Here is a 19,542-nt window from a genome sequence, read left to right as displayed (position 1 = left end):
CTGTGCAATTACGTTTGAGTCCTGCTCCTCTTCTTTTTTATGGTAAATGTACGACTTCAATCTGCTCGCCACCCAGTAGAATCAAGTATTTCTCAACCCTCTCTACTCGGTAAGCCTGCTTGAGCGCATCGGCATAGAGTTGCATTTGGCTACGATACCGCTCTACCAGCTGACTAGGTTGCTGATAATGGTCCGTTTTATAGTCAAACAGCACAATATAATCTCCATAATGGATAAATCCGTCTATAATCCCACGTAACACATAGTCTTCATTGGCAGACGCATCGGTTTGCAAAACAGCAAATGGCTGTTCTCGGCGAACCAATTCCTTCTGAGTCACTATTTCTTGTCCTAGCGGAGTCTCAAAGAATGCCCTAATCTTCGCCACATCAATTCTTGCCTTAACAGCTTCTGTGGCATGAATCTTTGCAAGGGTCTCTTCTACAAGTTCAACTGTCATAGGATTGACCAGTGGCAAGCGCTGCATCAGCTCATGGACAGCAGAGCCAATCTGTGCCCCTGTTACCTGTTGACGACCAAAGTCTGGTAAGCGAAATGTCCGCTTGGGAACAAATTTTTCCATGATAGCGAGTCCATCATCTGCTAAGTCTGGCTCGTAGAGTTTTTTAATCTGGCTCGGCGTCCGCACACTTGGCAAGTCAATCGCAGCTTGATAGCGTTGATTGAGTTCTTCAACAGCTTCTAATTGTTTTAGTGCAGCGACAATCTCTTCTGACTGACGGTTATCTCTGACCGTATCCCTTGGTAAAGAAGAGGTTACCTTTAATTGACCGATTTTTTCTGGAGTCAGGTCTTTTACTTCAACAAAGGTCTTTGTAAAATGCAAATCCTGTCCCTTAAAGGCCTCTTCAATAGCTAAAATCCAATCCTGAAAATTGGTCATTGTCTCCCGCGTAGACTGGGCAAGTACACCGAAACGGGATTTTCCATCGTACTTGTTCGCCAATTTTTCTCGACTTCCTTTTCCGACCAAGTACAGTTTCTTCTCAGCCCGTGTCATTGCCACATAGAGCAAGCGCATTTGTTCAGACAGGCTCAAGCGTTTTGCTTCTTCCTTATTGAATTGATAGGGGAGCGTATTGATCCGGACACGTACATGAGGTAGCGGCGTCTCAAACTTATCTCCCATATCTGCTAGGTATTGGGCACCGATGCCATTTTCTCTGCTCAGAATAATCGGACTCTTGCTTTCTTGACGGCTAAAGTTCTTATCCATGTTCAATAGAAAGACATAGGGAAATTCTAGTCCCTTGCTCTTATGAATGGTCATCAACTGAACGGCATCTTGGGGCTTGGTTACGTCGACATCTGCCAAGTCATAGTCGCTAGCAATGAGCTTATCAATCATCGTGATAAAACGAGCCAGTCCCTTAAAGCCTGTTTTTTCAAATTGATTGGCTCGTAATCCAAGAGCATAGAGATTGGCTTGGCGCTTTTCTCCATTTGGCAGGGCACCGACATAATCATAGTAAAACTTCTCATTAAAAATCTTCCAAATCAAATCATAAATGGAATGGGTTTTTGCATAGCTTCTCCAGTCGGTCAGATAAGTCTGAATGTGTTCCAACTTTTGCTTGAAAGGAAGGGAAATCAACTCAGGATGCGCTCCACCATCTGTCAAGGCTAGTTGAAATTTCTGATAGAAATACGCTGATTCCGCCTGTACTGCAATCCGTGTCAACTCGTCTTCTGTTAAGCGAAACATAGGAGATTTCAAAAGAGCAAGTAAGGGATAGTCATTGAGGGGATTGTTAATTGTCCGCAAGGTATCCAACATGACCATCACTTCCAAGGATTTGAGATAGTGCGCCTCACCACCGTCAGATACCAAGGGAATCCCATGTTGCTCAAAACTACGTAAAATAGCATCATTTCGCGTCCGAGAAGACACTAGTAAGGCAATATCAGAAAAAGCGACCTGTTCCTCATTATGCAGGCGAATAATCTCCTTAGCCACTAGCTCCACTTCACCAGCACTAATACCCTCTTGTTCCAATTCCTCAGTGACATCTGTGTTGTAAATGAGGTATGCCATTTGATTTGCTGGATGAGGGATTTTCTGATTGTCACTTCCTGCAACCAAGGTATGGGTTTCAGCATAGGTAATTTGCCCAACTTCCTTGTCCATTAAGCGTGTAAAAATCGCATTCGTTGCATCTAACACCTCAGACTGACTACGGAAATTTTCTTTAAGGAGAATCAATTTGCCAGCTCTTTTATCTGTCTGGTACAATTCAAACTTCGTTTGGAAAATTTGTGGGTCTGCCTGACGAAAGCGGTAGATAGACTGCTTGATATCGCCCACCATGAAGCGGTTATGACCATTTGATAGCAAGTCCAACATCCGCTCTTGAATATGGTTATTATCCTGATACTCATCGACCATAACCTCGTGATAGCTTGACTGATAGAGTTGCCGAATCTCTGGGTAATCCGCCAAGATTTGAATGGCAAAATGGCTAATATCCGTAAATTCATAGCTATTTTCCTGTACCTTTCGCTGAAGGTATTGGTCAGAAAAATCAAGGACAAATTCTCTCAGTAGCGTCAATAATGGCAGTATTTGAGGTTGGTAGTCAAGAACCGTCTTCACATGTTTTAGATTGGTCAAGCGTTCCTGCAAGTCCCTAAAGACTGGATATTTTTCACCAGCCACCGTTACGTCGTCACCAGCAGGCAAGATGGCTACCAATTGCGCAACTAACTCTGGTAGTTGCTCCATTTTCCGACTGCTATCGTGCTCTGCCACCAACTCTCTTAGTTGCGTGATGATGGCGGAATGTTTGCTGTAAGTCGCTGTTGGTTTTCCTGTCTTGGTCGCTTTTTTGTAATCTGGTAAATCCGTCACATCCTGTAACTCATTGGCTACCCGCTCCATGCTGTCTAACAAGCCCTCGAAAATCGAAAAAGGCATGCTTTCAAGGCTGGTCCATTCGCTATGACCTTTTAAGAAGGTTTCCTTCAACCAAGCATGGGGATTGCTGGTTGACTGACTAAAGGTGTGAATCTGCTCAACTACATCTCGAAAGGCCTTGCTATCCTTGCGATGACCTGAAAAATTCCGCACCAACTGCTGAAAGACCGCCTGGTCTTTTCCTGTCATATAGTCTGCAAACAGGTCTGCAAATACTTCTTGTTTGAGTAAATCTTGCTCATTTTGATCCTGTAAGATACGAAACGTCGGAGCAATTCCTAAGAGATAGCCATAGGTTGTCACCAGTTGCTGGGTAAAGGCATCCATGGTCCCAATCGCAGCATGCGGAAGATTCGTTAACTGCTCAGACAGGTGGCGTTTTTGTTCCTCATCCTGACTGTCTAGGATAGCCTGTGTCAGCTTCCGTTCAATCCGTTCTTTTAACTCGCCTGCTGCCTTAACTGTAAAGGTAGAGATAAAGAGTTGGTCAATCCGAATTCCCCGCTTCAGCTTATCCAAAATCCGCTCCACCATGACGAAGGTCTTTCCTGAACCGGCTGAGGCGGATACTAAGACATTTTGACCGTTGGTATAAATGGCTTCAATTTGCTCAGGTGTCCGTTTTTGTGGCTTATCCGATTGCCATTCTGCTCGTTGGACTTCCTCAATCTCTAAGGGGCTTAAAAATCGTTCAAAGCTCATCTGCTACTCCTTTCTTCATTCTCTCCAACCATTCTTCTTTCTTGCTACCCCTTATCAATTTGCGAGCTAATGGGAAATGGCGATCTGCTTCAAAACCAGTAATGGCATTTAATTGGTTGCCTGCGATAGAGCGTCCATCTTCAGTATAGGGGTTCACTGCAAACCGTCCTGCTAAAATCCGCTCTGCTGCTCCTCTATATAAGACCTGATTATGGCTCAGCATAGTTCCTAACTCTTCTTGTGTGAAGAGCGAGGACTTGGATTTTGCATAGAATTGATTGAGACGATTGCTTTCTTCTTCGATAAAGAGTCCCTTGTAAATCAAGGATTTGTAGGCTTTTTCAAGCACTTGGTCATCTGATTTCATATCCGTCAAGGCCACAATTGGGTCTAGCATATGCAGATACATGGCCCCAAAAATCTTCTCTGACTGGCTAAATGCAGGGAGCTGCTGAACTGCTGCGATGTAGGTCATCAGCTGTGGACTCAAGCCATTGTAAAAACGGTCAATCTTAAACTGATTTTCACTTGATTTGTAATCTACTACCCCAAAGGCCTGATCTGACGTCAATTGATCCAGACGATCCATTTTCCCCACAACTTGCAGCGGTCGTCCATTTGCCAAGGTTAAAAACGGCTCTTGCTCTCGACCGAAAACAGCTTCATTGGCTACAACTTGCGTAATCGGATCTGCTTGTAAAACAAGAGAGGTTGCACGCGCAATATCAAGCAAAACCGTCTCAGAGAAACGACTTTCCGTATTAAATTGATAGAGTGCTTCAAAAGCTGGCTCTTTACGTGTTTCTGCCATGGCCTCTTGTAATTTTTCATCAAAGGACTGATTACTCTGATTTGCCGTTACTTTTTCAAAAATACGGTGAAGAAAATTCCCATGACTTCGTGCATCTGGATGAATACTGTCACGTTCTCTCAAGTGCAAAACATGCTTGATAAAATAGAGGTATTCATTCTGATAAAAATCCGTCAAGCTAGAAGCCGATAAGACAAGTGGTTGGTCTGTAGGATAAAGAACAGCGAGTGTCTCAGTCGCCAAAGGACTGGACTCTACATCACCTGTAATGGCTGGAATGACAATTCTCTCTTGTTCTAATTTCTTACGTAGATAGCGAATCGCTACCAACCAGAAGGTTTCTTCTGTCTTTGTCCATTCGACCTCAAATGGCAGGCGATTGGCCTCAATCACTCGAGCCAGCAAGCTCTTGTAATGAGCCAAGTCAGACCGTTGAAAACCTGTTTCTTTTCCTTTTTCTTCTTTTTTGATTCCAAACTGCTGTAGGAGTTTCAGGTAAGGTGATAAATCATCATCAGTCTCATTTGTTACTTGTGAAGCAGATAACACCAACTGCTTACTTGCAGCATTGAGCAGAGAAATCATGGCAAAATGATTCTTCTTGGTATGCTCCTGACTGACCACATCAAATCGCGCAAAGAGACCCGCTGCTTCGTTAATCCGCACACGTTCTGCATCTGTCACCAAACTCGTATTCTTGCCGAGCTTTGGAAAGTTGGATTGGGTAAGCCCTAGAGCAAAAACATACTTGGCGGTATGTGGCTCGATCAAATCATAGGATTTGACCCGAACTACATCGACAGTTGCAGGAACTGTTCGATAGGTGCTTGCCAGCATTCCAGCACGCAAAATCGCTAGAAAATCAGCCACTGTCAGCTGCTCATCTGAAAAAATCTGGTGCATATTCTCTAAGAGATGACTAAAGCGATTCCAAACTTGCTCATCTTTTTCCTGCTCTGACTCTCCCAAGTGTGCTGATAAGGCTTCCATATTGGTTGGTAAGGCAATTGCCTCACAAAAGGTGCTGAACTTAGCAAGTAGACTCTTTCCTGATTGAGCACGAGCCTTGAAAAAGACGGCTAAGGGTTCCATGATTTTCTCACGGATCTGATTAAGCGTCTTTAGGTCATACCAATTGCCATTTGCAGCAGTAAAAGCTCGCTCAAATTGAGCCTGTCCCTTCACATCTGCAAATAAAAGATACTGTTCAAAGAGATCTAATTTGTCCTGAGACCACTGCTGGTAGAGACCTGATTTTAAGAGATTGAGCATATCTTCTGTCCGGAAACGATAACGCTTTAAACGCTCCAAAGATTCGATGAAATGAATCAAGGGATGATGGCTCATCTCTTCAGCTCGTCCTAGATAATAGGGAATATCGTACTGGTCAAAGATTTTTCCTAACTGTAAACCATAACTATCCACATCTCCTAAGAGCACAACTATATCCTTATACCGTTCACCTTGGTGGAGTAACTGACGAATATGAAGTGCCAGCTGACGGACTTCTTCTTTTTGATTGGTGACATGCCAGAGCTGGATAGCTGATTGGTCGCTAACTCCCCCTTCTAACTGACCTCCAGAAAAATCATAATGACCTTCGATAGCTTTTGAAATAGTAGCAAAAACATCCCCAGCTGTTTGAGCTTCTAAATAGCAAGGCTTAGCTTGAAAAGTCTGAGCTAGATGACGGAGAAATTCCACCCCTGCCTGATAAACATTTCCCTCAATATAAGGAGATTGATAGGCTTTTTGACTGGCATAGGTAGCAATCACTATGTCTGCTACCCGACCGTGCAAAGCGGCAATCAAGGCTTCTTCCTCAGCCGAAAAACGGGTAAAACCGTCCACAATCAGGACGACAGCTGCTAATTCCTGATTGAGCTGGCCTGATTCAACAGCCTGACGAAACGAAGCCATCTTACCCGCAATGTGAAAGCCTTCTCGTACCATGACCTCTTCAAAGGCTGTCAAAATCATGACCAAATCTGCCTCTTTGTCTGGAGAATCTAGGTTGATCAAGTCCCCAATTGTCAGATTGGAACGCTGCATTTCCTTATACAAGTCCACTAGTTGCTGAATAAAGGGAATGTCTTGCTTCACCTTTCCATAGACCTTGAAATCTGCCTCGTCCATTTGCGATAAAATCCGAAAGAAGAGCATAATCAAGCCAGTATCATCTAGTGCTTGCCTTTCTTCTGTCTGTTCCAGAGAAAAATAGCGTGCCAACTGCTCAAAGCGTGTGACCATCATGTCAAAGGAACCTTTTTCCTCTAAACTAGCAAGGACGGCTCTCTCTTTTTCAAAAGATAGCGAATTGGGGGCAATATAAAAAACACGCTTGCCTTCCTGTGTATAATCCCTTGCCGTTTTGGCTAAAAAAGTGGTCAAAGGATAGCGAATATCTGCGTAGTATAATTTCATAGGCTATCTGATTTCTCCTATTCTATCAGTCTTCTTCTCTATTATACCAAAAGTCAAGCAAAGATACCTTGTTACTTCATTAGTTGACATACTAAAAAAGTGATAAACTGATGGTAGGAGGCGATTACGTGACAAATCAACTTACCAGAAAGGAGCTCCGATGTCTATCTCGCTCATTTTCATCTGCTTTTGATGATCATTATTGTCGCCTATGTTCACCTTTATCAAAAACAGTCAAAACAATTTTTCTCCTTGGCTACCTCGCCCTTCTAGGGTGCGTGTTCTACATTATCCTATCATTCCTCTTTCTAGGGTGTAATTGCTAATACTCGACAAAACCGCCTAGAAAACATGATTTCTAGGCAGTTTTTTTATGCTTCATTTTCTTTCTCAATTGGTGCGAGACTGGCTAAGACTTTTTTCAGCCCCAAGTCTGGGAAATTGATTTTCAATTCTTGACTCGCTCCGCTACCAGTCACTTCAAGAACCGTTCCTCGTCCCCATTTGCGGTGAACGGCAATGTCGCCTACTGCCCAGTCTGTTTGCGTAGAGGAGCTGGATTTTCCAAACGGCAACTCATCTCCCAAACTGCGTGGCTGAATCTGAGACTTGCGCGATTGAATGGCCTGTTGTAAACTCATACCTTGACCAAATTTGCTCGTCTGACCATTGACATAGGAGGCCTTAAAAGCAGTATTGGCAGGTCTTGCTAAGCCTTGGTAATTCAACAAATCACTCGAGATTTCTCTGATAAAGCGACTCGGCTGGTTGTAGCTACTGCGACCAAAGAGCAGGCGTGAATTTGCATTTGTCAAATAAAGCTGCTTTTCTGCCCGCGTAATTCCCACATAGGCCAAACGGCGTTCTTCTTCTAATTCATCCTCATCTTCAGCAGCTCGACTGAGCGGGAAGACATTTTCTTCCATTCCAATCAAAAATACTACTGGAAATTCCAAGCCCTTTGCCGCATGTAGGGTCATCAAGGTCACTTCTGAACTCTCTCGGTCTCCATCATCCGTATCAGCAATCAGGGCTAAATCATTGAGGAAGCGGCTCAAGGTATCCAGACCTGACTCACCTTCCACCTCAGCTTCCTCATCAAAATGCTTGGTCACAGAAAGAAATTCCTGCAAGTTCTCTATTCGAGCATTGGCTTCTAATGTTGCTTGCACAGTGAGGGCTTCCATATAGCCCGTCTTTTGCAAAACAGCTTCTACCAAATCCGTAATCGACAGCTCATCTAACTGGTCTCGCAACTGATAGAGTAAGTGGGATAAGTCAAAGATAGCTTGCGCAGCCTTACCTTTAATACCTGATAGCATAATCTGTTGACTTGCTTCCAGTAACGATAGCTCCTGCATTTGGGCAAAATCACGAAGTTTATCCACCGTACCAGGTCCCACTCCACGTTTTGGCTCATTGACAATCCGCTCAAAAGACAGATTATCCGCAGGATTTGCAATGACATTCAGATAGGCAATGACATCACGAATTTCCTTGCGACTGTAGAACTTGGTTCCACCGACCATGGTATAGGGAATGGTGGCTTTTAAAAGAGCTTCTTCAATGGTACGAGATTGGGCATTGGTGCGGTACAAAACTGCAACATCCCGATACTTTCGACCAGCTCGTACCACTTCATCTATCTGAGTGGCAACATAAAGCGCCTCATCCTGCTCATCACGTGCTCGGTAGTAGGTAATCTGCTCGCCTTCGTCATTTTGTGTCCAGAGATTTTTCGGACGACGGTTGCGATTGTTTTGGATCACATCATTAGCCGCTTGCAAAACTGTCTTAGTAGAGCGATAGTTTTCCTCCAGAAGCACTACTCGGCTTTCTGGATAATCCTTCTCAAAATCAAGGATATTTTGCATATTAGCCCCACGCCAGCCATAGATAGACTGGTCTGCATCTCCTACAACACAGATATTTTTAAAACGAGAAGCAAGGAGCTTGACCAACTGGTATTGGGCATGGTTGGTATCTTGATACTCATCGACATGGATATACTGGAATTTCTGCTGATAATAGGTTAGTACATCTGGATTTTGATCAAATAAACGCAGGGTCAGCATGATTAAATCATCAAAATCAACTGCCTCACTCATACGCAATTCTTTCTGATAGGCCGTATAACATTTAGCAACTATCTGCGTATACAGATCACCTGCCTGACTTTCATAGGCTACTTCGTCAATCAAATCATTTTTGGCATTTGAAATTGTACCTAGAATGGAGCGTTCACTCCATTTTTTCGGATCCAAATTGAGATTCTTCAAAATCCGCTTCATCAAGGTCCGCTGCTCACCCGGGTCGACAATGGTAAAATTGCGATTGTAGCCAATGTGATCAGCATCTCGGCGCAAAATCCGTACACACATGGAGTGGAAGGTCGCAATCAAGCAATCTTGCGTTGCAGGATTGAGCGCAAAAGCCCGCTCTTTCATCTCCCGAGCTGCCTTATTGGTAAAGGTAATCGCCAAAATATTCCAAGGGTTGACTAATTTTTCATCAATCAAATAGGCAATCCGGTGCGTCAAGACCCGTGTCTTACCAGAACCAGCCCCTGCCATAATCAGCAAAGGCCCTTCTGTCGTTTGAACTGCCTCCGACTGTCTATCATTCATTCCATTTAGTAACGGATTCATCTTCTCTCCTTATCTCTTACCCTCATCAGAAACCAAGCAAGCACTGTCGCATTGATTTTCAAGACTTCCAATTTCTTTATTATATCAAAAATCAGGAAAATGAGAAAGACTGAACGATTTGTCCAGTCTTTTCATATACATTTACTTATTTTGCACCTAGTGCTGCCATTGTGATGTAGTTGTATGGCTTGTTGAAGTGTGGCAAGAAGAAGATATCAAGAAGCGCTAAGCGTTCGATTGTTACTTTTTCTTGGATCGCTAATGAGAACATGTGGATACCCATTGACATGTCTTCTTTCGAAGCCATTTGTGCACCAAGGACGACACGAGTATCTTGATCGTAAACGATTTTAAGAGTTACTGGGAAGTTATCATGTTCGATAAATTCTGGTTTTTGATTATCTGTAAATTCAGTGACAACTGCATTGTAACCAAAGCGTTTTGCTTTTTCAAGCGTCAAACCAGTTGAAACCATCTTAAGGTCATAGATTGAAATACCATTTGAACCTTGTACACCGATTGACTCCAACTCAGTTCCACATGCGTTGTGAGCTGCTACGATACCTGATCGAACAGCGTTTGTTGCAAGAGCGATGTAGTTTGTATCACCGATTGAGTTGTCATAGACAGTTGCACAGTCACCGATGGCATAAACATCTTTGATACTTGTTTCTTGTTTTTTGTTGACAAGGAAGGCACCATTGCGGAAGAGTTCAATCTTACCATCGCCAAGACCAGTATTTGGACGGAAACCAACAGCCAAGATGACCATATCCACGTCAAAGCTTTCTTTATCTGTTACGATACGTTCTACTTTGCCGTTACCTTCAATGGCTTTTACTGTTTGACCAAATGCCAATTGGATACCGTGGTCTTCAAGGTTCTTGCTCATCATGTCTGTCAAATCACGGTCGTAGTAACCTGCCAAGCAAGTGTCTACAACGTCAATCAAGATGACTTCTTTCCCTTTGCGTTCAAAGGCTTCTGCAAGCTCAACACCGATGTAACCTGCACCAACAACTGCTACACGTTTGATGTCTTCATCTTTCAATTTCTCAATCACATCTGCTGAGTTTTGGTACAACTTAACAAATTGAAGATTTTTAAGAGTTGCTTCAAATTCACGTGACCCTTCTTTGATTTCAGCACCTTTGATTGGTGGCAAGATTGGTTGTGAACCAGTTGCAAAAATCAATTTGTCGTAGCTTTCAACATGTTTGCTACCATCTTCTAAAAGAACATGTACTTCTTTTTTGTCATAGTCTACAGACTCAACCGGTGAGTTCATGTATACTTTTGCCCCAAGGCTTTCCAATTGCTCTTTGTCAGAGTAGAACAAGCCTTCTGGGCCAGAGATTTGCTCACCAATCCATAGTGCCATTCCACAACCAAGGAAAGAAATATTTGAATTTTGGTCAAATACCACAATCTCGTTATCCGCACCATAGTTTGTTAACATAGTTTTGATACAGGCTGTACCAGCGTGGTTTGCACCAACAACAACGATTTTAGACATAAGTAAATCTCACTTTCCTAAAAAATATTTTTTTACAAAATACATTATACTATACAGTTGGTACCGATTACAATTTTTATGCTCAGAACTTCACAACATTTTTTCGGTAGGGAAGTTTTATGCAAAAAACATCCCTTTCGAGATGTTTTTAAATGATTATTTGCCAAAAACGTTTTTAAGACCTTCAACAGCACCCTCTACGGCACCTTTAGCATCATCGACAAGTTCTTTTGCCTTGTCTGTTGCTTCATCAGCCAATTCTTTTGCCTGAGCAGCTGTCTTTTCTACAAGGCCTTCAACTTCTGTTTTCTTATCGCCAACTAGTTTTCCAGCTTGTTCTTTCAAACCGCCTGCTAATTCATCTAAATTTAAAGACATATCTTCGTCCTCCTTCTTTATTCTATTCTCACGATAACATAAAAACTTGCAAATCTCAAATTATCTGTTTTTTAAGCCATTGGAAAGGAAAGGGAAATCCTCGTATGACTACCTTGTTTCGAATCAATTTCCATGTGGTAGTCTTGTCCAAACTGTAGACGCAAGCGTTGGTCCACATTTTTTAAGCCAACACCGCCGAGTTTTACAAGAAGATTTTCGGTCGTATCATGCGCAATAAAGCCACGACCATTATCATAGATAGACACGACAAGAAAGTCTTCTCTTTCTTCAACGGACACACGCACCAAGCCCTGCCCCTTGATTTCTTTAATCCCATGGTAAATGGCATTTTCCACCAAGGGTTGCAAGACCAGCTTGGGTAATTGGAAATCATCAAAACGCGTATCTTCTTCGATTTCATAGGTCAGTTTGTCCCCGTAACGCTGTTTTTGGATAAAAAGATACTGGCGTACATGGTCAATTTCATCTTTTAAGGCAATCTGTTCATTGCCTTGATTTAGTGCCAAACGGAAATACTTGGCGAGCGATTTGGTTACCTCAACCACTTTCTCACTATTATTAAACTCCGCCATCCAGACAATCGTGTCTAAGGTATTGTATAGAAAATGAGGATTGATTTGACTAGAAAGGGCTTGTAGCTCGTATTTGCGGACATTTTGCTCTTCTTCTTTGACGGCCAGCATCAATTTGTCAATCTGATCCAGCATGCGGTTAAATTGATGAGCCAAGTCAACCAATTCTGGTGCCCCTTGCTCATTGGCTCGTAAACTGGCATTTCCATTTCCAATGGCCAAAATCGTTTCCTGTAAAGCCCGCAAAGGTTTAATCCAATGCCGTAAAATGAACCAAATTCCTAAAAGACAAATTCCCAAGGCAACCAGCCCCGTTCCTACAAAAGATGTCAACACTTGACCTTGCAGTTGGTGAAGATTTTCCATAGAAGCGACCCCAATCATGACCCAATCACTCTGAGGAATCTGGTACTGATAAACGTAGGAACTATCCTGGTCAACATAGCCATTCTTTTCTTGGATATAGGGTTCTAGGGCTTTCATCTCCTCACTAGATGAATAGACGCTCTTCTTTGGATGATAGACAAATTCATGATTGCTATTGATAATAAAGGTAAAGCCCTTTTCTCCGAGCTGTAAGCTATCGAGATAAGCCGTCAAAGTATCATAAGCAATATCAAGACGGACAACCGCTAGATTGTCTCCTTTGCTATCCACCACTTCTTGGGTAACAGATACCACCCATTTCTCATTGGCTTCAGAAAGATTTTGGCGTGCAGGAGTGACAACCGGCATGGCATGTTCATGAATAGCGGCTTGGTACCAAGCTTCTTTCATCATGTCAATGGAGGTTTTCATACTGACGGCTTCATCAGTGGATACTAGGTGGCCTGATTTAGTGACGAGAACGGCAGATACCAAATCACGATCTGTTGATAAAATCGTGCCCAATAGCTTTCTTAACGCTCTCTCATTTTCTACCGTTGCATCTTCTGCGTAGGTCTTGACTAGTTCATGGTTTGCCAAACTACTGGTCGTTTCTTTTAATTTTTCTAAATAAGACTGGACAAATTGACCGCTTTGGGAAATGGTATGTTGTGTACTCTGCTCAGTCGTTTCTCGAATGACATCTGCACTCTTATGGTAGTAACCAGCACCGACAATACCAAGCAGCAATAACATGGTAACAGCCACATAAACCACTAACTGAACAAAAAGAGAAAACCGCTTCATCTCTGCTCTCCTTTTTTAAATTGACGAGGTGTCACACCCACAATCTGCTTGAAGCGCTGGGAAAAATAATTCATATCTTCAAAGCCGACTTGCTCCGCTATTTCATAAATCTTTAAATCTGTTGTCAATAGCAGTAACTTAGCTCGTTTCATCCGCTCCTGAATGAGATAGTCCTGAAAGGGCAGACCCAGTTCTTTTTTCAAAACCACACTGAGATGCGAGGAGCTAAATCCCAAGTCCTGTGCTAAAGACTTGAGTGATAAATCCTGATCAGCTAGTCGTTCTTGGATGAGCTGGGCGAGACTGGATGTTTCACTCTGCTCGACCAAATCACTGATTTGTTGCCGCTTTTCTTCCTTATCTAGCTTCATCTTTACTTTGACGAGCATCTCCTCCACATCTGTCTTGGAAAAAGGTTTGAGAAGATAGTCATCTGCCCCCAATTTAACAGCTGAGAGGGCATAGTCAAAATCATCATAGCCTGTCAAAAACACAATATGCGTCTCTGGATACTGCTCTCTAACGAGCTGTGCCAGGCGAATCCCGTTCATCTGAGGCATATTGATATCGGTTAGTAGAATATCCGCCTGCTCTTTTTGGAAAAGTTCCCAGGCTTCTACACCGTTTTCTGCTTCTGCTAAAACTTCCATCCCCAATTTTTCAAAATCAAGCAAGGATGAAATCCCTTTGCGGACAAGGTATTCATCTTCTACAATCATGAGTTTATACATACTATTCTCCTGTCTGAAATCCTACCTCTAGTATAGCAAATTCTAGCAGAAATGACTGTTTATTCACAATAAATAAGGCGAGTTTCCCCGCCTTATCGTTCATATCATCAAATGAAACTGACAATTGGATTGCTAAAATCGCAAGTGTAATTGGAGTTAGGAAAGATGATGTTCAGTTTCAAATGATTCTATTACACATAATCTAAAAGGTAGCCGTAGCCTTTACTTTCCATTTCTGCTTTTGGAATGAATTTGATTGAAAGACTGTTAATGCAGTAACGCAAACCACCCTTGTCTTTAGGACCGTCTGTAAAGACATGGCCTAAGTGGGAATCACCAACCCGGCTACGAACTTCCGTTCTCACCATGTTAAAGCTAGTATCTTCCTTGTAATTCGCTACATCTGGGCTGATTGGGCGCGTGAAGCTTGGCCAACCGCAACCAGACTCATACTTGTCTTTGGAAGAAAATAGCGGCTCACCCGTCACGATATCAACGTAAATCCCTTCCTCAAATTGATCCCAGTAACGGTTTGAAAAGGCACGTTCTGTGTCATTTTTTTGGGTCACAGCGTACTCTTCTGCCGTCAACATTTTCTTGATTTCCTCATCGCTTGGTTTATGGTACAAACTTTCGTCAATGACTGGATAGCTCGCTTGGTTGACGTTGATATGGCAGTAGCCATTCGGATTTTTCTTGAGATAGTCTTGGTGGTATTCTTCAGCTTCTATAAAGTTTTCCAAGGCACCTTTTTCAACAGCAAGGGGCTTATCTAATTTCTTTGCTTGCTCATCAAAGACTTCTTCAATGACCTTTGAATCCTCTTTGTCTGTATAATAGACACCTGTCCGATACTGTGTTCCACGGTCATTTCCTTGTTTATTGACACTAGTTGGGTCGATAATGCGGAAATAATGAAGCAGAACTTCACGTAAGGAAATTTGGTTTTTGTCATAGGTTACTTTTACTGTCTCCGCATGACCTGTCTGACTAATCAATTCATACTTGGTGGTGCTGCCTTTTCCATTGGCATAACCTGATACGGCATCTGTCACTCCTCCTACACGTGAGAAGTATTCCTCAACGCCCCAGAAGCAACCGCCTGCTAGATAAATTTCTCTGATATCTTCTTTCATAGAATCTTTCTTTTCCTTTCTTTTTACATCATTCGTTTGGTTCAAGACTGTGTCTTTTATCTGAGAGGCCGACGTTGATGCTGTCGATGAGCTCAATAAACGACTTCCAAATACGAATGCGACTATAAGAACTAATACGCCTCCAATAATGAAGAAAACTTTAGATTTATCGATCATATCGCCCTCCTATTTTATTTCTTTTAGCTTGTCTTCGATACCGGCTTTATCCATAAATCCTGGATGAACTTCGACCAAGACACCGTCGCTACCGATAAAGGCTGAGGTTGGATAGGCACGAACACCATATTCTTGTAATAATTTACCACTTGGATCAAGAAGGACTGGCATGTGTTTATAGTCAAGTCCTGCATACCATTTTTTGAAGTCTTCTGCAGATTTTTCACCCATGTGATCTGGAGAAACGACAGATAAGATCACATAATCTTTATCGTCCATCTTACTTGCAAGGTCATCTGTATCACGTAACGTAGAAAGACAGATAGAGCACCATGAAGCCCAGAATTTCAGATAGACTTTTTTCCCTTTGAAATCAGAAAGTTTATAGTTCTTTCCGTCTACACCTTCTAGACTAAAGTCTGGCGCTGGTTTGCCATCGTTCATCATCTTACTTTCTCCTTCTTTCATCTCGTCTTTTTTCATATCATCTTTATCAGACATCTTTTCGTCTTTCATGTCTTTCTTTTCGTCAGACATTTTCTCATCTTTTTTCATCATTGCACTCTCATCTGATTTTTTCATATCATCTGCCTTTTGAGTAGAGCAGGCTGTTAATAGTCCAACTGATAAGAGACTAGCAAGTAATAAAGTTTTGGTTTTCATTTGATTTCTCCTTTTCGTCTGTTTTCGATTTATCCAAATAATTGAGCAAAGATATTTAAATTGCCTAACATGAGTAGAATTCCCATTAGAATAATGATCATTCCACCAATTTTCTTCAAGGTTCCCATATAAGGTTTGAGTTTACTGAAATAGCGTAGAACAAATGAGGAAGCAAGCGCCACTAATAAGAACGGTAAAGCAAGCCCTAGTGTGTAGAGTAACATGAGGATTGCACCCTGCCAAGCACCATTTCCACCTGACGCCGCAATCGCAAGCACTGAGCTAAGTACCGGTCCAACACATGGTGTCCATCCAAAGCTAAAGGTCAAACCGAGCAAGAAGGCATTGTAGAAATCATTGCGTTTTTTATCCTGCTTAAATTGGACACTCTTTTGCTTTTGTAATTGGGAAATATTGATGATTCCTGTCTGGTGAATTCCTAGAATAACTACGATTCCTCCCAGAACATAGCGGAACCAATCTGTATAAAGAAGATTTCCTAGAAAGCCTGCCCCATATCCTAGCGTGATAAAGACCATGGATAGTCCTGCGATGAAAAAGAGGGTTTTTACAATCCCGTACCAGGCAATTTCCATTCCTAAAAAGCGAACGGTTCGTGGCTCATCTGAATCTAACAAAACACCGACATATACTGGTAATAATGGGAGAATGCACGGCGAGAAGAAAGACAAGATTCCTGCTAAAAACACTGATACTAAAAATACAATTGAAGTCATTTCCTTACTCCTTATCCTTTTGTATCTCTAGTATAATCTTCTTTGGTTCCAAAAACTAGAGAATTTCATATGGAAAAACTTGAATTTGATATGATACTAAAAACTCCCCAGTTTTTCCAAACTGAGGAGTGTTTTTATTCAAACAAGCGATAGTAATCTGCCAAGGTCATTTTTTGTTTTTCTTCTTTGTTCAAATCTTGAATGATTTGCCCATCTTTCATCACCAAGAGGCGATTGCCGTATTTGAGGGCATCTTCCATTTGGTGAGTAATCATCAGGGCTGTCAATTGATCCTTTGTTACAAAACGATCGGTCAACTCCATAAGCGCTACACTGGTCTTAGGATCTAGTGCCGCTGTATGTTCATCAAGGAGCAATAACTCTGGTCGCTTTAAGGTCGCCATTAGAAGACTTAAGGCTTGACGTTGACCGCCAGAAAGAAATTCAATCGGTGTGTCCAGATGCTTTTCAAGACCATTGCCAATCTGGTCAATCGTTGCTTGAAATTCTTCCTTGTAACTACTGAGTTTTCGTGGAACAAGACCACGCCCTTCCCCGCGGAATTTCGCAATCAAGAGATTTTCTGCAACCGTCATCCGAGGAGCTGTTCCCATTTTCGGATCTTGAAAGACTCGAGCCAGATACTTGGCTCTTTTCTCCGGTAATAAATGCGTTACATTGTCGCCTAAGATATGAATCGTTCCGCTCGTCAGTGGCAAGGTTCCTGCAATCACGTTGAATAAGGTTGATTTACCAGCACCATTTCCCCCTAAAATCGTAATAAAATCATGCTCATGGATGGTTAGAGAGACCTGATTTAAAATCACTTTTTCTTCGCCAAATCCGCTATTGACCACCTTAGTGGCATCTTTTAATTCTACAATTGCTGTCATTTGCTAATGGTCACTCCTTTGAAAACTTTTGCTTTTAAGGTCGGAATCATGAGGCAGATTGCTAAAATCACCGCACTATAAATACGAAGATAGCTCGTATTAAAGCCAAGTGCAATCACAGCCCAAATCAAAAATTGATAGGAAATCGCTCCAATGACAATGGTCATCAACCGCTCTGCAAGACTGAGACTCTTAAAGAGCACTTCGCCGATAATGAGACTAGCAAGACCCACGACAATGACGCCGATTCCACGTGAGACATCCGCATAGCCTTCCTGTTGGGCAATCAAGGCACCAGCAAGTGCAATCACTCCATTTGACAAGACCAAGCCCATGAGTTCCATTCGGTCGGTATCAATGCCAAAACTCCGTGCCATATCTGGATTGTCTCCTGTTGCGATATAGGCCTGACCTAATTTAGTATCAAGGAAGAAAAGCAGAGCTACAATCACGACAACTACAAAAATCAAGCCTGCTACTAGATTATTGATAGCATCCGTAAAAGGAAGATAATCCTGAATTTGTGTCGTCCCTAACAAACCAAGATTGGCCCGCCCCATAATCATCAGCATAATGGAATGACAGGAGGTCATCACTAAAATCCCTGATAAAAGAGTGGGAATTTTCCCTTTGGTATAGAGCAAGCCTGTTGCAAGACCAGCCACACAACCAGCAAGGACTGCAATTCCTGTCGCAAGAAATGGGTTCATGCCACCGCTAATCAGCGTGACTGCTACCGCACCACCCAAAGGAAAGCTTCCTTCAGCTGTCATGTCTGGAAAATTCAAAATCCGAAAGGTCATATAAATGCCAAGGCCTAAGATAGACCAGACCAGACCTTGTGATACTATTGATACAATCATATTTTTTATCCTACTATGTATAAGAATGAAGTGGGTCATGTTGATCACGAACTCAGACCCACTCTCATTTTCTAGTTTATTCTACAATTTCACCAGCAGCTTTTTCAATCTCTTCTGGGATGGTAATGCCCAATTCTGCTGCTACTTTTTTGTTAATAATCGGTGCTCCTTGATCCACTACGTCTACTGGTGTTTCTGCTGGTTTTGCACCTTTCAAAAGCTTAGCAGTCATTTTTCCTGTTGAAACCCCAAGACCATATTGGCTCACAACAACAGATGCCAAACCACCTTCTTTCACCATTGTGTCTGCGCTTGGGAAGATTGGTACTTTTGACTCTTTGTTGCTCGCTACAACTGTTTTGAAGGCTGAAGCAATGGCATTATCTTGTGGAACCCAAATCGCATCAACTTTGCTGGTCATGACAGCCATGGTTGAAGCAATTTCATTGCTAGAAGGAACGGGATAAGCTAGAACTGTATAGCCTTCCTTTTCAGCTAGCTCTGTGAATTTTTCAACATTCAATTTAGAATTATCTTCGTTACTGGAGTACAAGACACCAATAGTTTTAGCCTTTGGAGTTAGTTTTTTAATCAACTCCAGCTGTTGCCCAATCGGTTGCGGACAAGCAACACCTGTCACATTTGCACCTGGTTTTTCAAGACTTTTCACCAATTTCGCACCAACTGGATCTGTGATAGCTCCCATGACAACAGGAAGGTCACTCGTTGCACTCGCCAAGCCTTGAGCTGCTGGAGTTGCAATTCCTACCACCACTTGGTTGCCATTTGCGACCAATTGTTTACTCATGGTAGCGATTTTACCTTGGTCCCCTTCTGAGTTCATGAAGTCAATGTTGATTTTATCGCCTGCAAATCCTTCTTCTGCAAGGCCATCTTGGATACCGCGGTAGATTTCATCAAGTGCTTCGTGGGTCACAAACTGAAGGACGCCTACCTTAGCAACATCTGTCTGATTTACTTCTTTTTTCGTCTCTTTCTTGCTTGAAAAGAATATACCACCAACTACGACTACTGCAAGCACTGCAATGGTTGCTAATAAATTTTTGTTTTTCATGATTGTTCTCCTATTTCATGTATAAAATATCTCTATGTTTTCATCTATTTACTCTCAAATCTTTACAGACGCCATCGTTTCTTCATG

13 protein-coding genes are annotated in these 19,542 nt (G+C 42.3%); all 13 read right to left on the bottom strand.

Features of this window, described 5'->3' with window-relative positions; translation table 11 throughout:
• Window positions 1-37: 37 nt before the first annotated feature.
• A complete protein-coding gene (addA, locus tag A4H00_RS08320) occupies window positions 38-3,637 on the bottom strand; it encodes a helicase-exonuclease AddAB subunit AddA (protein ID WP_067089401.1) in 3,600 nt (1,199 codons plus the stop codon).
• On the bottom strand, window positions 3,627-6,872 hold the full coding sequence (gene rexB, locus A4H00_RS08315) for an ATP-dependent nuclease subunit B (RefSeq protein WP_067089397.1): 3,246 nt from the start codon (window positions 6,870-6,872) through the stop codon (window positions 3,627-3,629). The genes addA and rexB overlap by 11 nt, the downstream gene beginning before the upstream one ends.
• Before the next feature lie 371 nt (window positions 6,873-7,243).
• A complete protein-coding gene (pcrA, locus tag A4H00_RS08310) occupies window positions 7,244-9,520 on the bottom strand; it encodes a DNA helicase PcrA (protein WP_067089394.1) in 2,277 nt (758 codons plus the stop codon).
• Window positions 9,521-9,665: 145 nt separating this feature from the next.
• Window positions 9,666-11,036, bottom strand: coding sequence for a H2O-forming NADH oxidase (gene nox / locus A4H00_RS08305; protein WP_067089389.1), 1,371 nt, complete (start codon window positions 11,034-11,036; stop codon window positions 9,666-9,668).
• A gap of 156 nt (window positions 11,037-11,192) precedes the next feature.
• Window positions 11,193-11,414 (bottom strand): CsbD family protein, encoded by a 222-nt coding sequence (locus A4H00_RS08300; protein WP_067089386.1) that lies wholly within the window; start codon window positions 11,412-11,414, stop codon window positions 11,193-11,195.
• Between the two features lie 71 nt (window positions 11,415-11,485).
• The gene (locus A4H00_RS08295; protein WP_067089381.1) at window positions 11,486-13,180 is read right to left on the bottom strand and encodes a cache domain-containing sensor histidine kinase; all 1,695 of its coding nucleotides are present in this window, start codon (window positions 13,178-13,180) and stop codon (window positions 11,486-11,488) included.
• Window positions 13,177-13,911, bottom strand: coding sequence for a response regulator transcription factor (locus A4H00_RS08290; protein WP_067089376.1), 735 nt, complete (start codon window positions 13,909-13,911; stop codon window positions 13,177-13,179). Before A4H00_RS08290 ends, A4H00_RS08295 begins: the two co-directional genes overlap by 4 nt.
• A 191-nt stretch (window positions 13,912-14,102) precedes the next feature.
• A complete protein-coding gene (gene msrB, locus A4H00_RS08285) occupies window positions 14,103-15,224 on the bottom strand; it encodes a peptide-methionine (R)-S-oxide reductase MsrB (RefSeq protein ID WP_067089373.1) in 1,122 nt (373 codons plus the stop codon).
• Window positions 15,225-15,233: 9 nt separating this feature from the next.
• Window positions 15,234-15,887, bottom strand: coding sequence for a redoxin family protein (locus A4H00_RS08280; RefSeq protein ID WP_067089369.1), 654 nt, complete (start codon window positions 15,885-15,887; stop codon window positions 15,234-15,236).
• A 29-nt stretch (window positions 15,888-15,916) separates the two neighbouring features.
• On the bottom strand, window positions 15,917-16,624 hold the full coding sequence (gene ccdA2 / locus A4H00_RS08275; RefSeq protein WP_067089366.1) for a thiol-disulfide oxidoreductase-associated membrane protein CcdA2: 708 nt from the start codon (window positions 16,622-16,624) through the stop codon (window positions 15,917-15,919).
• 134 nt (window positions 16,625-16,758) lie between these two features.
• Complete coding sequence (locus A4H00_RS08270; RefSeq protein ID WP_067089362.1) at window positions 16,759-17,517, bottom strand: ABC transporter ATP-binding protein; 759 nt, start codon at window positions 17,515-17,517, stop codon at window positions 16,759-16,761.
• Complete coding sequence (locus A4H00_RS08265; protein WP_067089358.1) at window positions 17,514-18,380, bottom strand: ABC transporter permease; 867 nt, start codon at window positions 18,378-18,380, stop codon at window positions 17,514-17,516. Before A4H00_RS08265 ends, A4H00_RS08270 begins: the two co-directional genes overlap by 4 nt.
• Before the next feature lie 76 nt (window positions 18,381-18,456).
• Window positions 18,457-19,455, bottom strand: a complete 999-nt coding sequence (gene trpX, locus A4H00_RS08260; protein WP_067089355.1) for a tryptophan ABC transporter substrate-binding protein — start codon at window positions 19,453-19,455, stop codon at window positions 18,457-18,459.
• Window positions 19,456-19,542: the final 87 nt, after the last annotated feature.

Origin of the sequence: Streptococcus marmotae (assembly GCF_001623565.1) — a bacterium.
Classification (GTDB): Bacteria; Bacillota; Bacilli; order Lactobacillales; family Streptococcaceae; genus Streptococcus; species Streptococcus marmotae.
This window is presented reverse-complemented; position numbering and strand designations above follow the sequence as displayed.